At 70.4% G+C, this 18,629-nt stretch carries 17 protein-coding genes; 4 read left to right on the forward strand and 13 right to left on the reverse strand.

What is annotated here, in order from left to right; translation table 11 throughout:
• Positions 1-225: 225 nt before the first annotated feature.
• On the reverse strand, positions 226-1,314 hold the full coding sequence (locus tag DJ70_RS04335; protein WP_094530492.1) for an alcohol dehydrogenase catalytic domain-containing protein: 1,089 nt from the start codon (positions 1,312-1,314) through the stop codon (positions 226-228).
• A 314-nt stretch (positions 1,315-1,628) separates the two neighbouring features.
• On the opposite strand from DJ70_RS04335, the gene DJ70_RS04340 reads away from it, so the two are divergent.
• Positions 1,629-2,741: a sensor histidine kinase gene (locus DJ70_RS04340; RefSeq protein WP_094530494.1), complete on the forward strand. Its 1,113-nt coding sequence runs from the start codon at positions 1,629-1,631 to the stop codon at positions 2,739-2,741.
• A gap of 58 nt (positions 2,742-2,799) precedes the next feature.
• On the opposite strand, the gene DJ70_RS04345 is transcribed toward DJ70_RS04340, so the two are convergent.
• Positions 2,800-4,284 (reverse strand): replication factor C large subunit, encoded by a 1,485-nt coding sequence (locus tag DJ70_RS04345; RefSeq protein ID WP_094530495.1) that lies wholly within the window; start codon positions 4,282-4,284, stop codon positions 2,800-2,802.
• 78 nt (positions 4,285-4,362) lie between these two features.
• Positions 4,363-5,238: a ribose-phosphate diphosphokinase gene (prs, locus tag DJ70_RS04350; protein WP_094530497.1), complete on the reverse strand. Its 876-nt coding sequence runs from the start codon at positions 5,236-5,238 to the stop codon at positions 4,363-4,365.
• 705 nt (positions 5,239-5,943) lie between these two features.
• On the opposite strand from prs, the gene DJ70_RS04355 reads away from it, so the two are divergent.
• Positions 5,944-6,672, forward strand: a complete 729-nt coding sequence (locus DJ70_RS04355) for a DUF6498-containing protein (RefSeq protein WP_245810684.1) — start codon at positions 5,944-5,946, stop codon at positions 6,670-6,672.
• A 488-nt stretch (positions 6,673-7,160) separates the two neighbouring features.
• Here the strand turns inward: DJ70_RS04355 and DJ70_RS04360 are convergent, their stop codons facing one another.
• From DJ70_RS04360 to DJ70_RS04370, 3 genes are all read right to left on the reverse strand, one after another.
• On the reverse strand, positions 7,161-8,135 hold the full coding sequence (locus tag DJ70_RS04360; RefSeq protein ID WP_094530499.1) for an NADP-dependent phosphogluconate dehydrogenase: 975 nt from the start codon (positions 8,133-8,135) through the stop codon (positions 7,161-7,163).
• A gap of 68 nt (positions 8,136-8,203) precedes the next feature.
• Positions 8,204-9,418 carry a threonine synthase gene (locus DJ70_RS04365; protein ID WP_094530500.1) on the reverse strand — a complete coding sequence of 405 codons (1,215 nt, stop codon included), beginning with the start codon at positions 9,416-9,418 and terminating at the stop codon, positions 8,204-8,206.
• A gap of 114 nt (positions 9,419-9,532) precedes the next feature.
• Positions 9,533-10,783: a CaiB/BaiF CoA transferase family protein gene (locus DJ70_RS04370; protein ID WP_094530502.1), complete on the reverse strand. Its 1,251-nt coding sequence runs from the start codon at positions 10,781-10,783 to the stop codon at positions 9,533-9,535.
• A 117-nt stretch (positions 10,784-10,900) separates the two neighbouring features.
• Between DJ70_RS04370 and DJ70_RS04375 the strand changes: the two genes are divergently transcribed.
• Positions 10,901-11,698 carry an SDR family oxidoreductase gene (locus tag DJ70_RS04375; protein ID WP_094530504.1) on the forward strand — a complete coding sequence of 266 codons (798 nt, stop codon included), beginning with the start codon at positions 10,901-10,903 and terminating at the stop codon, positions 11,696-11,698.
• Between the two features lie 165 nt (positions 11,699-11,863).
• Here DJ70_RS04375 and DJ70_RS17225 read toward each other — a convergent pair whose 3' ends face one another.
• From DJ70_RS17225 to DJ70_RS04405, 7 genes are all read right to left on the reverse strand, one after another.
• On the reverse strand, positions 11,864-12,028 hold the full coding sequence (locus DJ70_RS17225) for a DUF7838 family putative zinc beta-ribbon protein (RefSeq protein ID WP_179233961.1): 165 nt from the start codon (positions 12,026-12,028) through the stop codon (positions 11,864-11,866).
• A 79-nt stretch (positions 12,029-12,107) separates the two neighbouring features.
• Positions 12,108-12,506: a hypothetical protein gene (locus tag DJ70_RS04380; protein ID WP_094530506.1), complete on the reverse strand. Its 399-nt coding sequence runs from the start codon at positions 12,504-12,506 to the stop codon at positions 12,108-12,110.
• Between the two features lie 77 nt (positions 12,507-12,583).
• Positions 12,584-13,780, reverse strand: coding sequence for a DUF7118 family protein (locus DJ70_RS04385; RefSeq protein WP_245810685.1), 1,197 nt, complete (start codon positions 13,778-13,780; stop codon positions 12,584-12,586).
• Positions 13,780-14,160 carry a phosphoribosyl-AMP cyclohydrolase gene (hisI, locus tag DJ70_RS04390; RefSeq protein WP_094530508.1) on the reverse strand — a complete coding sequence of 127 codons (381 nt, stop codon included), beginning with the start codon at positions 14,158-14,160 and terminating at the stop codon, positions 13,780-13,782. The genes DJ70_RS04385 and hisI overlap by 1 nt, the downstream gene beginning before the upstream one ends.
• Before the next feature lie 491 nt (positions 14,161-14,651).
• Entirely contained in the window at positions 14,652-15,158 is a 507-nt protein-coding gene (locus DJ70_RS04395) for a GNAT family N-acetyltransferase (protein ID WP_094530552.1), read from the reverse strand.
• 5 nt (positions 15,159-15,163) lie between these two features.
• Positions 15,164-16,528, reverse strand: a complete 1,365-nt coding sequence (locus tag DJ70_RS04400) for a DUF92 domain-containing protein (protein ID WP_179233963.1) — start codon at positions 16,526-16,528, stop codon at positions 15,164-15,166.
• A 407-nt stretch (positions 16,529-16,935) separates the two neighbouring features.
• Complete coding sequence (locus DJ70_RS04405) at positions 16,936-17,715, reverse strand: HAD-IIA family hydrolase (RefSeq protein ID WP_094530512.1); 780 nt, start codon at positions 17,713-17,715, stop codon at positions 16,936-16,938.
• A 169-nt stretch (positions 17,716-17,884) separates the two neighbouring features.
• On the opposite strand from DJ70_RS04405, the gene DJ70_RS04410 reads away from it, so the two are divergent.
• Positions 17,885-18,628, forward strand: a complete 744-nt coding sequence (locus tag DJ70_RS04410; protein ID WP_094530514.1) for a GTP cyclohydrolase III — start codon at positions 17,885-17,887, stop codon at positions 18,626-18,628.
• Position 18,629: the final 1 nt, after the last annotated feature.

Here is an 18,629-nt window from a genome sequence, read left to right on the forward strand (position 1 = left end):
CGACTGCCCCTTTGAGTCCCACCCGACCGCAACCGCCCCGCACCTCACGCCTCCCCAGCCTCGCGGCTCGCTCTGCTCGCCGCGTCCCTCGCGGGCTCCTCGTGCCCCTTCGGGGCACTCGGAGGCGCGCCACCGCGATCGGTCGGTGGTTGGACTTTATCGACCGGGCGTTTCACACTGAGGCGTTTGAAAGATGAGCCTCGACGGAGGCCGGTTCGGCGGCGATCAGAACTCGGTGACGACCTCGACGCCGCGCACCTCGTAGTCGTCCATCGCGGCGAGCCGGTCCGACACCTCCGACAGCGCTAGCTCCCGCGTCACGAGCGCGCCGGGGTCGATCGCGGTCGCCTCCACGAGCGCGAAGAGGTCGTCGTAGTTCGTCGGCGGCATCCCGCGCGCGCCGAGAAACGATACCTCCCAGCGGGTCATCCAGTCCGTCGGCAGCGACACCTCGCCGCGTTCCGCGTCGGTGGTCAACCCGACCTGGACGTGCGTCCCGCGCGGGCGGACCGACCGGACGGAGTTGCGGCACGTCTCCGCGATACCCAGCGCGTCCATCGAGACGTCGACGCCGCCGTCGGTGAGCGAGCGAATCCGCTCGGGGACGGACGTGGTCGAGTCGGCCGCTCCTCCTCCGCCTCCACCGCCCGCCCGCACCGTCTCCGCCGCGCCGAGGTCCGCGGCCCGCGAGAGGGCGTCGTCGTCGACGTCGACGGCGACGACCCGCGCGCCGACGGCGGCCGCGATCTGGACCGCCGAGAGGCCGACGCCGCCACAGCCGTGGACCGCCACCCGGTCGCCGCCGCCGACGCCGGCGCGCTCGACGAGCGCGTGGTAGGCGGTCATGTACCGACAGCCGAGCGCCGCGGCGTCGCGGGCGGGCAGCCACGACGGGCGCTCGACGAGGTTGTAGTCGGCCCGCGGGACGGCGACCCGCTCGGCGAACGCGCCGGGCGCGTCGGGCTCGAAGCCGAGGGCGCTCCCGTCCGCACAGACGTTGCCGTGGCCGCGCCGACAGTACGAGCACGTCCCGTCGCCCAGCGAGAAGGGCACCACGACGCGGTCGCCGGGGGAGAACCGGTCGACCGCGTCGCCGACGGCGACGACCTCGCCGGCGGGCTCGTGGCCGAGCACCTGGCCGCGGGGTACCCGGTCGTCGGCCCACTCGCCGTGGCCCTTCCAGGCGTGCCAGTCGCTCCGGCAGACCCCGCAGGCGTCGACGCGGACGACGGCGTCGTCCGGTCCCGGCTCCGGCTCGGGGAGGTCTCGGATCGCCAACTCCTCGCCGTACTCGCGAAGGACGGCCGCGCGCATGGTGGCCGGTCGTCGCCCGACGGCATACGTGTTGTGCCCTCCGGCGGCGGGGTGACGCTGACGCGCGGGATCGGAGCCGCCCCCTCGACTCGCGACGGCGCGTGGCGGGGGCGATCGGGTCGGGACCAGGATCAGAATCGGGGTCGGGCTCAGGTCAGAGTCGGGGTCGCCGTCGTACGCCGTCAGCCGCGTACCGGATCCCCGTTATTTCACCGACTGGCGCGTTAATTCCCTCCGTCTCAGCGTTGATCTCACCGTCGAACAAATGTTATTCAGATAAGATTTATCAGGGTTCACGAACGAGTCGACCATACATGTCCTCGGGGGCCGACCCGCGACCGGGCGTCGCCTATCGACGACCGGACGGTGACCCCGACCGACTCGAGATCGAGTCCGCCGGCGACCCGGCGGTCCCGGTCGACGACCTCCCGAACGACGCCTGGCTCGAGGCCGTCCACCCGGAGGACCGCGATCGGCTCCGCGAGGAGCTCGCGGCCGGCGAGGTCGACGTCGCCTACCGGGTCGACCACGACGGCGACGACGACCCCACGTGGATCCACGAGCACGGTCGACGCGTCGAGGCCGGTGACGTGATCGGCTACCTGCTTCCCGCGTACGAACGGATCGAGCGACAGCGCCGGCTCGAACAGCAGCGCGAGCGGCTCGAGGAGTTCGCGAGCGTCGTGAGCCACGACCTGCGGAACCCGCTTTCGGTCGCGGTCGGCAACCTCGAGCTGGCCCGCGGGTTCGACGGCGAGGAGGCGGTCGATCGGATCGACCGCGCACACGACGCGCTGGACCGAATGGACGTGCTCATCTCGGATCTCCTCTCTCTCGCCCGCGAGGGGCGCTCGGTCGAGGCGACCGCCGAGACCGACCTCCGCGCCGTCGTCGACCGAGCGTGGGCCACGGTCGGACGACCGGCGAACGCGGAACTGGTCGTCGAGGAGCCGCTCCCGCGGATCGAGTGTGACCACAGTCGGCTCCGACAGGCACTCGAGAACCTCTTCCGGAACGCGATCGAGCACGGATCCGCCGAGGGACTCGCCGCGGACGCGGCGTCCGTCGACGGCGACGCGGTCGCCGCTCGCCGGGTCGACGCCGACGGCGTGCGCGTCTTCGTCGGCCGGACCGACGGGGGGTTCTACGTCGCCGACGACGGATCGGGGATCCCCGAGGACGACCGCGAGGCCGTCTTCGAGCCCGGTCACACGACCGCCGAGGAGGGGACGGGATTCGGGCTCGCCATCGTCGAGCGGATCGCCGAGGCACACGGCTGGTCCGTCTCCGTGACCGAGAGCCGTGCCGGCGGCGCCCGGTTCGAGTTCGCCGGCGTCGAGAGCCACGAGAACCCAGGAGGGGCCGCGGGCGACGACGCGGCGAGCGGAACCGCCGGGTGCGACGCGGGGCCGCGGTCCGTCGAGTGAGCACGTACTCCGCCGACCGAGGGCCGCGCTGCCCCTTTCAGCCGCCACGAGTTCCGACCTAGACGAAGTCGCTCAGTCCGGACTGGCCGTCGTCGCCGTCCTCCTCGGCGTCGTTCGGGGCGACGTCGTCGGCCGCCGTGCCGGCATCGGTCCCGTCCGCGGCGACCCCGCCCGCCGCGTCCCCGTCGGCCGGGGTCGCCGCGTCGCCGCCGCGGTCGGCCCCGCCGGCGAACGCGCCCTCGGCGTGGTCGGCCATCCGCGCCTCGCGACGTTCCTGCGCGTCCTCGACGATCGACTCGACCTTGTTCGTCGACTCGCCGGAGCCGGTGATGAACGACACGCCGGCCTCGTCGAGGTCGTAGGCGGCCGCCATCGCCACGGTGAGCTCGCGGGGTTTGCAGTGGTGGGTGATCGCGGCGAGGAACGGCAACACCTCCCGGCGAGCGGTGGCGACGCTACAGCCGCTCGTCTCGGCGATCCGCCCCACGACCTCGTCGGCGGTCGAATCGGAGGAGGACCAGAACTGCGGGCGGCCGTACCGGGTCCACCCGCCCTTGGTCCCGTCGCGGGCGGCGGCGACGCCCGCGGCCGCGTTGTCGGTCGCGTACCGCCAGTAGGAGTAGTTCTGGCTGGCGCGCACGCGACCCAGCCAGACGTCCGCGTTCGCGAGGAAGTCGTACGCGCGGGTCGCCTCGGCCGCGTCGTACACGGAGAGCACGTTGTCCTCGATCCACTTCGTGAGGTCGTCGGGCGTCTCGTCGACCGCGTACGCCGACCGGAGCGACTCCTCCGCGGATTCCTCCTTGAGCACCGCGTCGAGGAACGGGAAGATCCCCATCGCCTTGTCTCGGTCGGCGGTGACGACGTCCTCGACCGCGATCGACGACCGCCCCTCGCAGGCGGCCTGGAGGTCGTTTATCGCCCCGCGCAGGTCGCCGCGGTTGCGCTCGGCGATCCGCTGGAGCGCGTCCGACTCGAACTCGATCCCCTCCTTGCGGCAGACGTCCCGTAGGACGGGCACGATGGAGCGCGCGGAGACGTCGCGGAACTCGATCTCCTGACACGCGTTCCGCAGGCCGCGGGAGACGTCGTAGAACTCGTTGGCGATGAGGACGATCGGCTGGCCCGACTCCTTCACGAGGTCCGTGATCGCGGAGGCCCCGCCCCGGTCGTAGTTGCCGTGGATGTTGTCCGCCTCGTCGAGGATCACGAGCTGTCGGGAGGCAGTGTCGCCGCCGCTCGCGCCGCCGCCGGCCGCGCTCCCGCCGAGGGTCGCGTTGCGGGCCGCGCGCCCGGCGAACCGCTCTATCACGTCGGCGGTCCGCTGGTCGGAGGCGTTCAGCTCCACCGTCTCCCAGCCCATGTCGGCCGCCAGCGCGTGTGCCGCGCTCGTCTTCCCGACGCCGGGGCTCCCGTGGAGGATGACGGCCTCGCGGTGGTCGTCCCACGAGCGCGCCCACTCCGCGAAGGCGTCGCGGGCCTTGTCGTTGCCGCGGACCTCCGAGAGCGTACTCGGGCGGTACCGCTCGGTCCAGTCGGCCATTACCGGAGGAAGGCGCGAGCGCCGTTTAGTGGTTGCGGAGCGGTCGAGCGTGTCGCGATCGACGCGTCCGCGCGAGGATCACCCCTCCTCCGCGGCCGCGCCCGCGGCGAGCGCCTCCGTGAGCACCGGCGCGACGCTGACGACGCTACAGCCGCGCTCGATCGTGTCGGTGCCGACGATCCGGTCGACGCCGGCCGCCCGCAGCTTCGTCACCGCGTTCGCGGCCAGCATCGGGTGGACGCAGGCGGCGACGACGCGCTCGGCCCCGCGATCGACCAGCACGTCGACCGCCTCGCTCATCGTCGACCCGGTGGCGACGATGTCGTCGACGACGACGACGTCGCGGTCGACGACGGAGGCGTCGGAGGGGGAGACCGCGACCGCGCCCGTCTCGCGGTCGCGGTGCTTCTCGAAGTGGTCCGTCTCGCCGCGGCCGTACGCGTCCCGGACTGTCTCCGCGATCCCGATCGCCCCCTCGTCGGGCGCGAGAAAGAGCGGATCACGCAGGTCCGAGAGGGAGGCCGCGAGGACGCCCGCGGCGTCGACCGTCTCGACGGGGACGTCGTAGAAGTCGGCGACTCCCGGCTCGTGCGGGTTGACGAGCACCACGCGGTCGGTGCCGGTCGAGACCGCCCGCGCCATCGCCCGCGCGGAGACGGGCTGGCCGTCGCGGAACGACTCGTCCTGTCTGGCGTACCCCATGTACGGGAGCACGGTCGTCACGCGCTCCGCGCCGGCCTCGCGGACGGCGTCCTGGAGCTGGAGGAGTTCGACCCACGCCTCGTCGGAGTCCGTCGACGCGACGACGACCGCCTCCTCGCCGGCGAACTCCGGAACCGCGGCGAGCCGCTCGCCGTCGGGGAAGCGGTCGTACGTCGCGGTCGCGAGCGGGCGTCCCGTCTCCTCGGCGAGCGCGGCCGCGAGCGGTTGCGAACTCGATCCGGGTACGATCATGGGCGTCCGTTCCGCCGACACCGATAAACCAGTTTCTGTACTCGGCCGTGACGGTCGAGACGCCGACACGCGCTCGGTGATCGGTGACACGTCCACGGCCGGTCAGTCGCCGACGGATCGATATGGGGTCATAGAACTCCCGTCACGGGGTTCACTTCACGGCCCGATGATCGAATTACTCGTGAGGATCTGCTTGCGTGTTGAGCGGCTGGAGGAGGCCACCAATATCGACCCCACTGACATACATCCTACCTCCTCGATCCCGAGTCGTGCGTACGTGTCGGATTGGATCCGTTAAAAGTCCCAACCGGCGATCTGTCCTCAACCATTCGCTGAATACAGAGCGCGAGTCTGTCAGCCATCTATAGACTGAGTGATATGACGGTCGTACAACCACCATGGAATCTCGAGTACCATTGCTAAGACGATTGCCACACTACGGCCCACCAGAACCTCATCAGTAACTCGGAACGAAAGAACCGTAGTGCCACTTATACCAACTCTTATGAGCCGACTCGGATTCCAATCGAGGAGGACAGACTGAAGCGTGGACATAACTTCCTCGGTCGGAAGCTGCGAACATATGTGTTCTGGAGGTCTGAGTCTGATATGATAAACTCACCCTCTGTATCTCCATGAAGTTTTTATCAGATTCTAAATAATTCAACAGAGAAAAATGAATAGATGAGAACAACCTGCTAGCAAATGAGCGAAAATAATTGGATGTCAATCAGTGACACCGTTTTCGGGGTACTCAAAGAGTCAAGCGACTTTTTTGCTGGGCTTGTACTGAATTTCGCACTCATCATCGGAGTGGTCGTGTTTCAGTGGAATCTCGTTGAAATCGCCGTAGTGTATCTTATTGAAATAGCGATTATCCAGTTGTTCTTCTTTCCTGTTGCGTTGTTTACGCCGGAACCAGTGGAGGGTCGCGACGGAGACGCATGGGACACCGATCCGGTCCCGATTCAGCCGATTAACTTCCTGCCGCCAGTGTACTGGCGGAACATCAGATTTGTCTGGTTCAAAGCTGTGTTTAACCTAGTGGTCATTGGCGTCATTATGCGCTCCGTCAGCTCCGGATATACGCTCAGTTCGGACCTACCCATGTCACTCGGCCTTGCGATTGCCGGCATCGTTCTGTTTCAACTGAGCCGTGTTTGGCGATACTTCATTGTGGACCAATCATACCGAGAGAAGTCACCGACAGATCCGATGGCGTTTGTGTACGCTCCACTCACTGAATTGTTCCTGATGTTGGTGTATGTACTTGCCCCGGTGACGTTGATCTTAGCCGGTATCGCATTTACGATCGATAGCGACCTCAGCTCATTACCCGTATTGCTACTGTATTTGACCCCAATAGGATTTATTCGAGCGTGGATAGGAAGCTTGGATCCCCAGACAGACGATTTTGAAGTGAGTTTCAGTTGAGGAGTGTGGCTCTGTAGCTCTGTTGGAATCCTCTTCTTCAGATATATTCTTGTCTGAAACAGCCGGTCGGTGGGAGTTGCTTGTAGGACGGGTATTTCGATGGAGATTGGGGCGAGTAGAAGGAGAGCGTTGCTGGCGCGGAGAGGACCTCCAAAGCCCCAGTCACGAGGACTCGCGCGGCTCGTTGCGCTCCTCGTCGCTCACTTCGTTCGCTCCTGCGGTGCTTACGTCGCCGAGCGTCGCCCTTCCGAGAGACTTCGTCTCTCGACTTCCCGCTCGCTCACGCTCGCGGGAATTGCGACTGCCCCGTTGAGTCCCGCCCGACCGCAACCGCCCCGGCCCTCACGCCTCCCCAGCCTCGCGGCTCGCTACCGAGGTGCTCGTTTCACTCACACCTCGCTCGCCGCGTCCCTCGCGGGCTCCTCGTGCCCCTTCGGAACACTCGGAGGCGCGCCACCGCCCGGATCGGTTCACGGGGGTCTCGACCGTTATTCCTCTTCGCCCTCGGAGCGACGCGCGACCTCGTGCCGGCCGAAGCCGTACCGCAGCCGGTTGGCGAGCCGGCGCGAGAACCGGCCCTCGTTGCGCGAGTCGAACCGCTCGGCGAGCGCCCCGTAGATGAGCGGAACGGGAACCTCCTGCTCGAGCGCCTCCTCGACGGTCCAGGTCCCGGTCGACCCGCCCGCGACGTGGTCGGCGACGTCGCCGAGGTCGTTGCCCTCCTCGCGGAACGCCTCCTCGCAGAGCTCGAGCAGCCACGACCGGATCACCGCGCCGTTGTTCCAGGTGCGGGCTATCGACTCCATCTCGAGGTCGTACCGGCCCTCCGCGAGCAGCTCGAACCCCTCGCCGTACGCCTGCATCAGCGCGTACTCCACCCCGTTGTGAACCATCTTCACGTAGTGGCCCGAGCCGGACTCGCCCATCCGGTCGTGGCCGTCGGGACCGGTCGCGACCGCGTCGAGGACGGGCACCATCGCCTCGTACGCCCACTCGGGACCGCCGACCATCAGGGAGAAGCCCTCCTCGGCGCTCGCGGGCCCGCCGGAGGTCCCGCAGTCGAGGTAGGCGGCGTCGGTGGTCTCGGCGCGGCGGACCGACGCCTCGAAGTGGGAGTTGCCGCCGTCGACGACCACGTCCTCCTCCCCGAGGTGCGGCTCGAGGTCCGCGAGCGTGGCGTCGACCGCGTCGCCCGCGGGCACCATGAGCCAGATCCGCTTGCCGCCGGTCTCGTCCGGGCCGCCTCCGTCCTCGACATCCGCCCCGGCTCCGTCGCCCCCGTCCGACCCGTCGAGCCGCTCACAGAGGTCGGCGACGGAGTCCGCGGGCTCCGCGCCCGCCTCCGCGGCGGCCGCCGTCGCCTCCGCCGAGAGGTCGAACGCGACCACGTCGTGGCCCGCCGCGAGGCTCCGGTCGACGACGATCCGCCCCATCCGCCCGAGTCCGATGACGCCGAGTTCCATGCGCGAGGGGTCGCCGCCGCCCGCCCTAGTGGTTCCGGTTCGCCGGGGCGGCCCGCCTCCGACGCGCGTCAGGCCTCGCTCTCGCCGAGATGCGCCCGCAGCGTGTCGACGTCCTTGTTGCCCGCGCCCGTGTTCAGGAGGACGACCGTGTCGTCCGGGCCGAACTCGCCGGACTCCGCGAGCGCGAACGCCCCCGAGGCCGCCGCCGCACACGTCGCGCCGACCTCCAGGCCCTCCTCGCGGGCGACCGTGATCGCGGCGTCGAGGATCTCCCGGTCGGTCGTCGCGACCGCGCCGCCGTCGGACTCGCGGATCGCCTCGAGGATCAGCGGGCTCGCCCCCGGATCGGGGATGGCGATCCCGTTACAGGCCGTGTCGACCTCGTCGTCCGCGAGCGGCTCGTGTCGGTCCGCGCCGGCCTCGTAGGCGTCGACGACGGGCGCACACCCCGCCGCCTGCGCCGCGTACATCGGCACGAGGTCGTCGCTCCAGCCGAGCTCGCGGGCCTCGCGGGCCGCCTTGTGCATCCCGACGAGCCCGACGCCGCCGCCGGTCGGATACACCACCGCGTCGGGGGCCTCCCAGTCGAGCTGCTCTAACAGCTCCAGCGCCATCGTCTTCTTCCCCTCGTGGCGGTACGGCGTGACGAACGTCTTCGTCGAGTACCAGTCGGGGTTGTCGTCCATCGCGGCGGCGTACGCCTTCCCGGCGTCGCCGATCTGTGAGTTGCCGCCGACGGGGTCGGTCACGGTCAGGTCCGCGCCGTGGACCTCCGTCATCGCCTTCTGGGTGAACCCCGCCCGCGACGGGAGGAAGACGTGCGCGTCGATGTCGGCGTGGGCCGCGTACGCCGCGGCCGCCTGTCCCGCGTTGCCGGCGCTGTTCAGTGCCACCTCGCTCGCGCCGTGTTCGCGCGCCGCGGTCATCGCGAGCGACTGTCCGCGGTCCTTGAACGTTCCCGTCGGGTTCGCGCCCTCGTCCTTCAGAAGCACCCGCCCGACGCCCATCGCCTCCGCGAGCGCCGGACACTCGACGAGCGGGGTGTCTCCCTCTCCAAGCGTCACCGCGGCCTCGCGGGTGAACGGCAACAGCTCCTCGTACCGCCACATCGACTCGCCGGGGCGGGCCGCCAGATCCGCCGGCGTCAGGTCGATCCGGTCGAGGTCGTAGCGGGGATCCAGGATCCCGTCGCAGTCCGGACAGCGGTGCGTGGCCGTCCCGGCGTCGAACGTCTCCCCGCAGTCGACACACGAGAGCCCCTCGAAGGCGTCGGTGGTCTCCATGCGCTGGGATCGCACACCGGGGGACTTCGGTCCATCGGTCGACGAAGGTCGCCGGCGAGCCGGGGACCCGATCGCCGACGGGAGCGCGGGGCCGGTCCTCGACCGGCTCGGGGATCAGTCCTCGACCGGCTCGGGGATCACGTCCGCCTCGACGAGCCGGTCGAGGTCGGCGTCGGCGTAGCCGTACTCCTGGAGGACCTCCTCGGTGTGTTCGCCGAGCATGGGCGGGTGCCGGCGGACCGTCACGGGCGTCCGCGAGAACTTCATCGGCGATCCGGGCACCTCCACGGTGCCGACCTCCGGGTGATCGATCTCCAGACGCATGTCGCGCGCCTCGATCTGCGGGTCGTCGAACAGCTCTTCCATGTCGCGGACGTGGCTCGCGGGCACGTCGTGGCTGGTGAGCGTCTCGACGGCCTCCTCGGTCGTCATCGTGCCGAACTCGGCTTCGAGCTCCGCGTCGAGCGCGTCGCGGTTCCGCACGCGCTTCTCGTTGACCTCGAACCGATCGTCGGCAAGCAGATCCGGCCGGTCGAGCGCGTCGCAGAGCCGCGGCCAGAAGGAGTCCGCCGAACAGCCGACGACGACGTAGTCGTCCGCCGTCTCGTACGCCTGGTACGGCGCGATGTTCGGGTGTTTGCTCCCCATCCGCCCCGGCGGGTCGCCGCTCGCGAAGTAGTTCGCCGCCATGTAGCTCATCCAGGCGGCCTGCCCGTCGAGCAGGCTCACGTCGATCTTCTGGCCCGTGCCGTCGCCGAGCTCGCGCTCGAGCAGCGCGGCCAGGATCGCCTGGGTGGCGTACATCCCCGCGCCGATGTCCGCGAGCGCGACGCCGACCCGGACCGGCGGCCCGTCCTCGACGCCCGTGATCGACATCAGCCCGCCCTTCGCCTGCATCACGATGTCGTACGCCGGCGCGTCGCGGTCGGGACCCCACTCGCCGTAGCCGGAGAGGCCGCAGTAGATGATCTCCGGGTTCTCCTCGGCGAGGTCCGGGTAGTCGAGCCCCCACTCGGCGGTCTTGCCCACCCGGAAGTTCTCGACGACGATGTCCGCCTCGCGGGCGAGGTCGCGGAAGACGTCGCGGCCCTCCTCGCTCGCGAGGTTCAGTACGACCGACCGCTTGTTCCGGTTGACGCTGGAGTAGTAGGCTCCCTGGGCGTTCTCGCCCTCGCCGAACGCGGGCGGGACCCACGTCCGCGTCTGGTCGCCCACGCCGGGGCGTTCGATCTTGATCACGTCGGCGCCGAGGTCGCCGAGCTGCATCGTACAGAACGGTCCCACGAGCACGCGGGAGGCGTCGAGCACCGTGACGCCGTCGAGCGGCCCGGTGTCGCCCGACGGATCGCGCGCCTCACCGACCATGGTTGCCTCGCATTCCTCGCATACGCGCACCTCCGAGCCGACCGGCATAAAGCCCTCGTCGCCGGTCCCGGTGGCCGAGTCGGTAAGGATTAACTCACCGGGGGCGACACGGAGGGTATGGACCTAGACATCGAGGGCAACGTGGCGCTGACCACGGCGTCCAGCGACGGGCTCGGAAACGCAGCGGCGACGGCTCTCGCCCGCGAGGGCGTCAACGTCGTGATCAACGGCCGCGACGGGGACCGACTCGAGGCGGCCGCCGAGGAGCTGCGCGAGGAGGCCGCGGGCGACGCGCGGATCCACCCCGTACAGGGCGACCTGACGGCGGAGGAGGACGTGGTCGGGCTCGTCGACGAGACGCTCGCGGAGTTCGGCCGGCTGGACCACCTCGTCACCTCCGCCGGCGGCCCGCCGTCGGGACCGTTCCTGGAGACCGACGACGACGACTGGTACCACGCCTACGACCTGCTGGTGATGAGCGTCGTCCGCCTCTGCCGCGAGGCGGCCGACCCGCTGCGGGAGGGCGACGGCGGCACCATCGTCAACGTCGCCTCCCGGTCGGTGAAGGAGGCCATCGACGGGCTCGTCCTCTCGAACTCCGTCCGCATGAGCGTGATCGGGCTGGAGAAGACGCTCTCGAAGGAGCTCGCCCCCGACGTGCGCGCGAACGCCGTCCTCCCCGGTCCCCACGAGACGAGCCGGATCGAGGACCTCGTGAACCAGGCCGTCGAGCGCGGCGAGTACGACTCCTACGAGGAGGGCCTCGCCGACTGGGGCGAGGGGATCCCGGTCGAGCGCATCGGCGACCCGATGGAGCTCGGCAACACCGCCGCGTTCCTCTCCTCGCCGAAGTCGGGATACATCAACGGCCAGTCGATCGTCCTCGACGGCGGCGCGGGCAGCGCGAACCTGTAACGGCGGCTCGACGTTCGGTTTCCGGTACGCGGTCGCGACGACGGTCGCGTCGGCCGCGTCGCGTCACGCGTGCGTCGTCGCCGGACCCTTCGACTTACCGACCGCTCGAACTCGTCGAACTCGCCGAGCCGATCGGGCGAGCCGAGCGGCGATCCGAAGGCGGAATCAGGCCGACAGCGTGCTGATCCCGTTTATCTGGACGTACCCGAAGCCACACTCCGGACACCGCCACTTCGTCTTCTCCCCGAGGTGGAGGGTCGTCGCCGCCGTCCGGTAGAACGCGTGCGTCTCGCCGCAGTCCGGACAGTCCACGTCCTTTTCGAGCGCCATGTGCGTGTACGGGTCCGGAGCCGGTTTCAAGCTATTGATCCCGCGGACGATCGGACGGGAGCGCGACGATCGGCGCCCGTCAGACCGCCGTGACCCACGCCTTGTACGTCTCGTCGAGGCCGTACACCTCCCGGAAGGCGCGTTCGATGAACCCCGCGACGCGGTTCGCGTCCGACCGGGCGGTGACGACCGCGTTCGTCCCCTCGGCCTCCTCCGGCGTCACGAGCTCGTCGATCCGGAACTCGGGGAACTCGGAGAGGAGGTCCGTCAGCCGCTCCAGTTCGTCGTCGGTACAGTCCATGACGAGCTCGGTGCCCGCGAGCTGGATCCACGGCGGGACCTCCCCGCCGTCCGTGACGTCGCTGTCGGGGTCGACGTCGACGGTCATCACGTCGCTCGACCGGGCGCGGTGGGCCGCCGCCCCGTCCGCGAACAGCGCCAGCCGCTCGGACTCCGTGGCGGCGTCGAATCGGGTCATATCGTCGTCTCGTCGCCCTCGCGACTTAAACTGCCGCGGTCGGCGGGACTACCTGCCGGTTGCCTGCCACGCCGTCCCTACCGCTCCGTCTCGGCGAGCACGTCGTCGACGAGCGCGAGCGTGCGCTCCGCCTCGGCGACCCGGTCGTCGATCTCCCCGGAGGCGATCAGCGCGAGTCCCTCGTCGTCCAGCGCGTCGCGCACGACCGCGGCGCGTCGGAGCCGCTCGTACTCGTCGGAGCGCGCGAGGTCGCGGATCGACCGGAGCGCCGCGACCGTCTCGTCGGCGGCGATCCGCGAGACGAGCGGGACCAGCTCGTCGATCTCGTAGGCCAGCTCGTCGCCCGGTGCGGGCGGCCAGTCGAGCGTCAGCGGCTCCGCGTCGATCCGGTCGAGGAACGTCCGGTGGACGGCCACCGCGGTCCGGAGCGCGCCCACGTCGTCGACGTAGTGGTCGAGCTTCGAGTTGGAGTAGTCGGCGTACTCGAGGAGGGTGGGGATCGGCTCCTCGCCGGCGGGGTGCTCGTCGACGTACTCGCGGAGGTCCGCCGGCGGCAGGTCGGCGTCGACGAAGGGGGTCGCGTCCGCGCGCTCGAGGAAGTCCAAGACGTCGCGGGCCGACTCCGCGGCGTAGAACTCCCGGAACCCCTCGCGGACCGCGTCGTTGTACCCCTCGATCGGCTCGCGGAGCCGCGAGACGTCGGCGTCGAGGTCGGCATCGGCCATGTCGGCGATCCCGCGCAGGTCCTCGAGCCGGTCGGCGAGTTCGCCGCGGGCGTCGGTGGCGGCCTTCCGGGCGCGCCGGTACTCGTCGACCGCGTCGTCGCGGTCGGAGAGCAACTCGACGTAGTCGCCCGCGGGCTCGAGCGCCTCGCGGGCCGCGGCGAAGTCGGACTCGGAGAGTCGGCGCTTGTCGACGGCCTCGTCGGCGGCGGCGAAGGCGTCCGCCGCGGGGGTGTCGTCGTCGACGTCGACCGCGTTCGCGAACTCCCCTTCGAACTGGACGTACGAGCCGAAGTCGCCGGTGCCGACCGCGTCCTCCTCGTACTGGTCGAGCACGCGGTGGGCCCGCCGGTAGGCGTCCGCGGCCGCCTCCACGCGGTCCCGGCCCAGGTCCGCGATGCGCGACTCGAGCCGGGAGAGCTCGTCGTACCGCTCGCGGAGCTCCGCGGCCGCCTCGCCCGCGGACCGGATCGCGTCGGCGTCGGGGATCGAATCGGGGTCGGTGCCGCCGTCGGCGACGACCCGCCGGCCCGCGGTCTCGCCGCGAGCCATCAGTACACCTCGTCGGGGTCGAAGACGCGCTCGCCGACGTGCTCGCCGTCGATCGTGCGGTGGAAACACGACCGGTGGCCGGTGTGACACGCGCCGACCGACTGGTCGACGAGGTACAACAGCGTGTCCGCGTCGCAGTCGACGCGGATCTCCTCGACGGTCTGGATGTGGCCCGAGGAGCCGCCCTTGTGCCACAGCTCCTCGCGCGACCGGGAGTAGTAGTGGGCTTCGCCCGTCTCGCGGGTTCGCTCGAGCGCCTCCGGCGAGACGTACGCGAGCATCAACACCTCGCCGTCCTCGGCGTCCTGTGCGATCGCGGGGACCAGCCCGTCCTCGCCGAACTCCACCGCCACGTCGGCGTCCGCGTCGGCCTCGGTCATACCTCGCCCGAGGCGGGCCCCTCGAATAGTCCTTGTGTCTGTTCCCGTCTCGGAGCGCTAGGGGATCGGTCAGTACGGTCCAAGCACCGACCGATCGCGGTGGCGTCGCCGCCGGCTGCCAGAGAATCTTCGATTCTCGCTGGACGCTGCGAGCGCGTGGAACGCGCGAGCAGCGAGGCTGGGGAGGCGTGAGGTGCGGGGCGGTTGCGGTCGGGTGGGGCCCAAAGGGGCAGCCGGCTCCGGGAAGACGGCCGACGCAAGGACCGCAGGGGCGAACGCAGTGAGCGACGAGGACCACAGCGAGGCCCTCAACCGGAGCCGGCTGGGGCTTTGGCGGTGGTCACCGCGCCAGCGACGATCGCGTTTCTGTCAGAGTAAGACCATCTGTAACACCCGTTCCATAAGCATCCAACGCTCGCGGATGCCTCTCGATCGGAGAGACGAAGCAAAACCGGGATCCTCACTCCAGAGCGTGTGACGCGACCACCCGTCTACTCCCGGCGCAACACGAGCGCGTCGCCGTCGGCGTACGCGTCCGGCCGCCGGTCGACCACCTCGAACCCGCACGCCTCGTAGAGCGTGAGCGCGGCGTCGTTGTCGGGGTGCGTCTGAAGCGTCACGGGACCGTCCGCGTCGGCGACGGCCGCCGCGAGGAGCCCGCGGGCACGACCCTCCCGGCGGAAGTCGGGGGCGACGACGAGTTCGGCGAGGTGACAGCCGGGGCGGGTCGGCGCGTCCACCGGGAGCGCGTAGCCGACGACCGAACCGTTCTCCGCGGCCGAACCGCCCTCCGCGGCCGAACCGCCCTCCGCGACGCCCGCGTCGTCAGATGCGCGGCCGTCAGCGACGCTCACGAACCCCGATCCGATCGCGACGCCGTACTCCAACAGGTCCGAGCTCGGCTCGCGGAGGTGCCGCTGGAGGGATCGAACCCGGTCGGCGTCGGCGGGACGGATCGGGCGAACCCGTGAGTCCGAACGGGAGTCGAGATCGGCCATCGAGGTCACCCGACCGCGACGCCGGCACCGACGCCGACCGCGAGGGCGGCGCCCGAGAGCGTCGCGAGGAAGTTGACGGCCTGGTTGCCGACCCGGTCGCCCTCGACCAGCGCGCCGAGGAGGCTGTCGACGGTCATGCCGAACACGCCCGCGAGGACGACGATCCCGCCGGCGCGGAGGGCGCCGCCGCCGACGACCGGATCGACGACCGGCAGCGGGACGGCGGCGAGGGACGCGATCAACGCCGCCCCGGCGAGGCCGGCGAGCTCGCCCTGCCAGGTCACGGCGCCGTCGGTCCCCGGCTCCGCCGGCCGGAGCGTCGTGATCAGCCGCGGGGCGTCGAAGAGCCCGCCGATCTCCGAGGAGAGCGTGTCCGCCATCGCGGTGGCGACCGCGCCGGCGAACGCGAGCCGGAAGATCCACTCGGGGACGCCGACGTGGGGGGCCGCGGCGTAGCCGAGGAGCGCCGCGAGCGCGACCGCGGAGTTGGCGAGGACGTTGCCCGTCCCGCGCGCGCCCTGGTTCTCCTGGGCGACGCCGCGGTCCGCCTTCTCGTCGAAACGGTACTTCGAGGCGAGCCCGCCGACCGCGTAGAAGGCCATCAGCGTGAGGAACCAGGCCACGCCGCCGAGCACGACGGTGAGAAGCGAGAGCAACACGCCGGTGAGCATCCCCGGCACCGAGGCGGCCCCGAGCGCGTACGAGGCGTAGCCGAGGGCGGCCGTCACGGCGAGCGCCGCGACGACGCCGACGGGGGTCACGGTCGGATCGAGCGCCGTGAACCCCCACGCCACCAGCGCCACGACGACGACGGTGATGTGGGCGTCGCGCGCGTACACCAGCGAACGGACCAGCGCCGCGGTCAGGACCGCGACTGAGCCGAGGAACGCGAACGCGGGGAACGCGCCGGCGAGCGCGTCGCCGCCGCCGCCACCGACGAGGGAGGCCGCCGCGCCGGAGACGACCTGTCCGACCGCCGCGGCGACGCCGCCCGCGAGGAGGTAGCCGGCGACGAGCCGGAACTCGTCGTCGGAGCGCGTCCCGACGAGCTCCCGACCGAGTCGCCCGCCGCCGACCGCGAGCGCGGCCGCGGCGAACGCTCCCGCGGGCAGGGGAACGGGGGGAAACGTGGCGACGAGCGCGAGCCCGGCGAGCGAGAGCGAGAACGCGCCGACGCCATAGAGGCGTTCCTCCTCCCTGTCGCCGGGCAGCGCCAGGGTCTCGAACCACTCCCCGTCGCGGATGCCGAGGAGGAACGTGCCGGCGGCGGCGAGGAACGGGACGGCGGCGGCGGTGCCGAGCGCCGGCGCGAACGCCGCGAGCGCGGCCACCGCGGCGAACACGCTCGCGCGTCTGAGCCTCCGATACACGCTCGGGAGTACCCGCGACGACCACTTAACCCTCCCGACAGCGGGGCGGCGTGGTCGTCCGGCGGCCGACCGGAAGACGGCTGACGGTCGAAAGACGGCGACGGACGGCTGACGGTCGAAAGACGGCGACGGACGGCTGACGGTCGAAAGACGGCGACGGACGGCTGACGGTCGAAAGACGACGGTCCGGCGGCTCGGCGGCATCCGTGACGAGACGGGAGCGACGTCGACGCGGCTCAGTACCGGTACTCGTTGAACTGGACCGCGTGACCCTCGATGACCGGAACCTCGTCCTCGGGGTCGGCTTCGTCGTCGTCCGCGGCCGCGTCGTGTGAGTCAACCGCTGTCATGCCTCGACGGTCACCGTACTCCTACATAAATTATGCGGAAATAACGTCCGGCTTCGGTCACTCGAGCACTCGGTCGATCTCGCCGAGGTGCTCGAGGACGTGGTCCGGTTCGAGGTCGGTGTCGGCGAGGTCGGCCTCGTCGGTGACGCCCGACAGCACGAGGACGGTGGTCATCCCGGCGCGCGCGCCGAGCGCGACGTCGGTGTCGAGGCGGTCGCCGACGACGAGACACTGCTCGGGCGGATACGGGAGCCGGTCGCGGACCATCTCGATGGCGGGATCGGAGGGCTTCCCGAGGACCACGTCGGGGTCGCGCTCGGCGACGGCCGCGACCGCGCGGATCACCGCGCCGGACCCCGGAACGTCCCGCTCGGCCGCGGGGATGACCACGTCGGGGTCGGTCCCGATGAACGGGATGCCGCGGTCGAGCGCCCACAGGGCCGTACAGAGGTCGTCGTAGTCGAACGACCGGTCGATCGAGGCGACGAACGCGTCGGCGGCCTCGACGTCCTCCGTCGTCGAGAGCCCCGCGTCGGCGAACTGCTCCAGGAGGCCGGGGTCACCCAGACAGAACAGGTCGTCGCGGGCGTGGTGCTCGCGGAGGTACGCCGTGGTCACGCTCCCGGCGGTGATCACGTCCTCCGCGGTCGCGTCGTACCCCGCCGCGCCCAGCCGGTCGACGTACGCCGGCGGCGCCTTCGTCGGGTTGTTCGAGACGAACAGCGTCTCGACGTCGGCCTCGCGAAGCCGGCGGTAGCCCGACGGCGCGCCGGGGATCGGATCGTCGCCGCGCACCACCGTCCCGTCGACGTCGAGGACGGCACCGGAGAACTCCATGTCCGTCCGTGGGCCGCCGTCGCCGTATGGGTTGCGCTCGGTCGGCGGTCGGACGATCCAGCCGGCCCAGCCGGCCCAGCCGGCCCGACGATCGTTCCAACACCGGGATCGATCGCAGCTTCGTGATAACGGAAGCGTAAAGCGGCGCCGGTCCGAATCGAGGCGTACTGTGACGACGACCCAGGTGACCCTCGTCCAGATCGACAACTACGGACCGTGGACGGTGACGCCGAAGCCTCGACGGGAGATGGACCTCCAGAGCCTCCAGTCCCGCCTCTTCGCCGACATCGCCGAGTTCCTCGGCCACCGCGACGGGTACGCCTTCTTCACCCGCTTCGACAACATGATCGCGGTGACGAACGGGGTCGACGGCGACGCCCACGCCACGCTACAGGAGTCGATCGGCAACCGCTATCCGGTGACCGTCAGCCTCGGCACCGCCGTGAGCGATCGACCGATCGACGCCCTGGAGGCGGCCAACGCCCGGCTCCAGACGGAGGGGAGCGCGCAGGACGAGGGACGAACCGAGGTCGCCGGCGACGTCCAGATCGCCCACTTCGACGTGGTGAACGTGACCGGCAAGTACACCGACCGACTCAACGAGTTCGACACGTTCATCGACATCGAGCGGGCGTACGCGTCGCTGATGCGGTACCTCCGGCGCGAGCACGGCGCGCTCTCCTTCTTCGTCGGCGGCGACAACGTGATCGCGGTCTGTCCGGACATGCCCGAGTCCGCGTTCGTGGATGCGGTCGACCACGTCGTCGCCGACGTCGACGTGGAGCTTCAGGTCGGCATCGGCCACGGGGCCTCCGCCCACGAGGCCGGGTTCGCCGCGAAACACGCGCTGGAGGACTGCCGTCACGCCGGGACCGCGGTCGAGCTGTTCGGCGCGCCCGCCGCGAGCGACTGAG

The sequence above is a fragment of the Halorubrum halodurans genome, from assembly GCF_002252985.1.
Taxonomy (GTDB): domain Archaea; phylum Halobacteriota; class Halobacteria; order Halobacteriales; family Haloferacaceae; genus Halorubrum; species Halorubrum halodurans.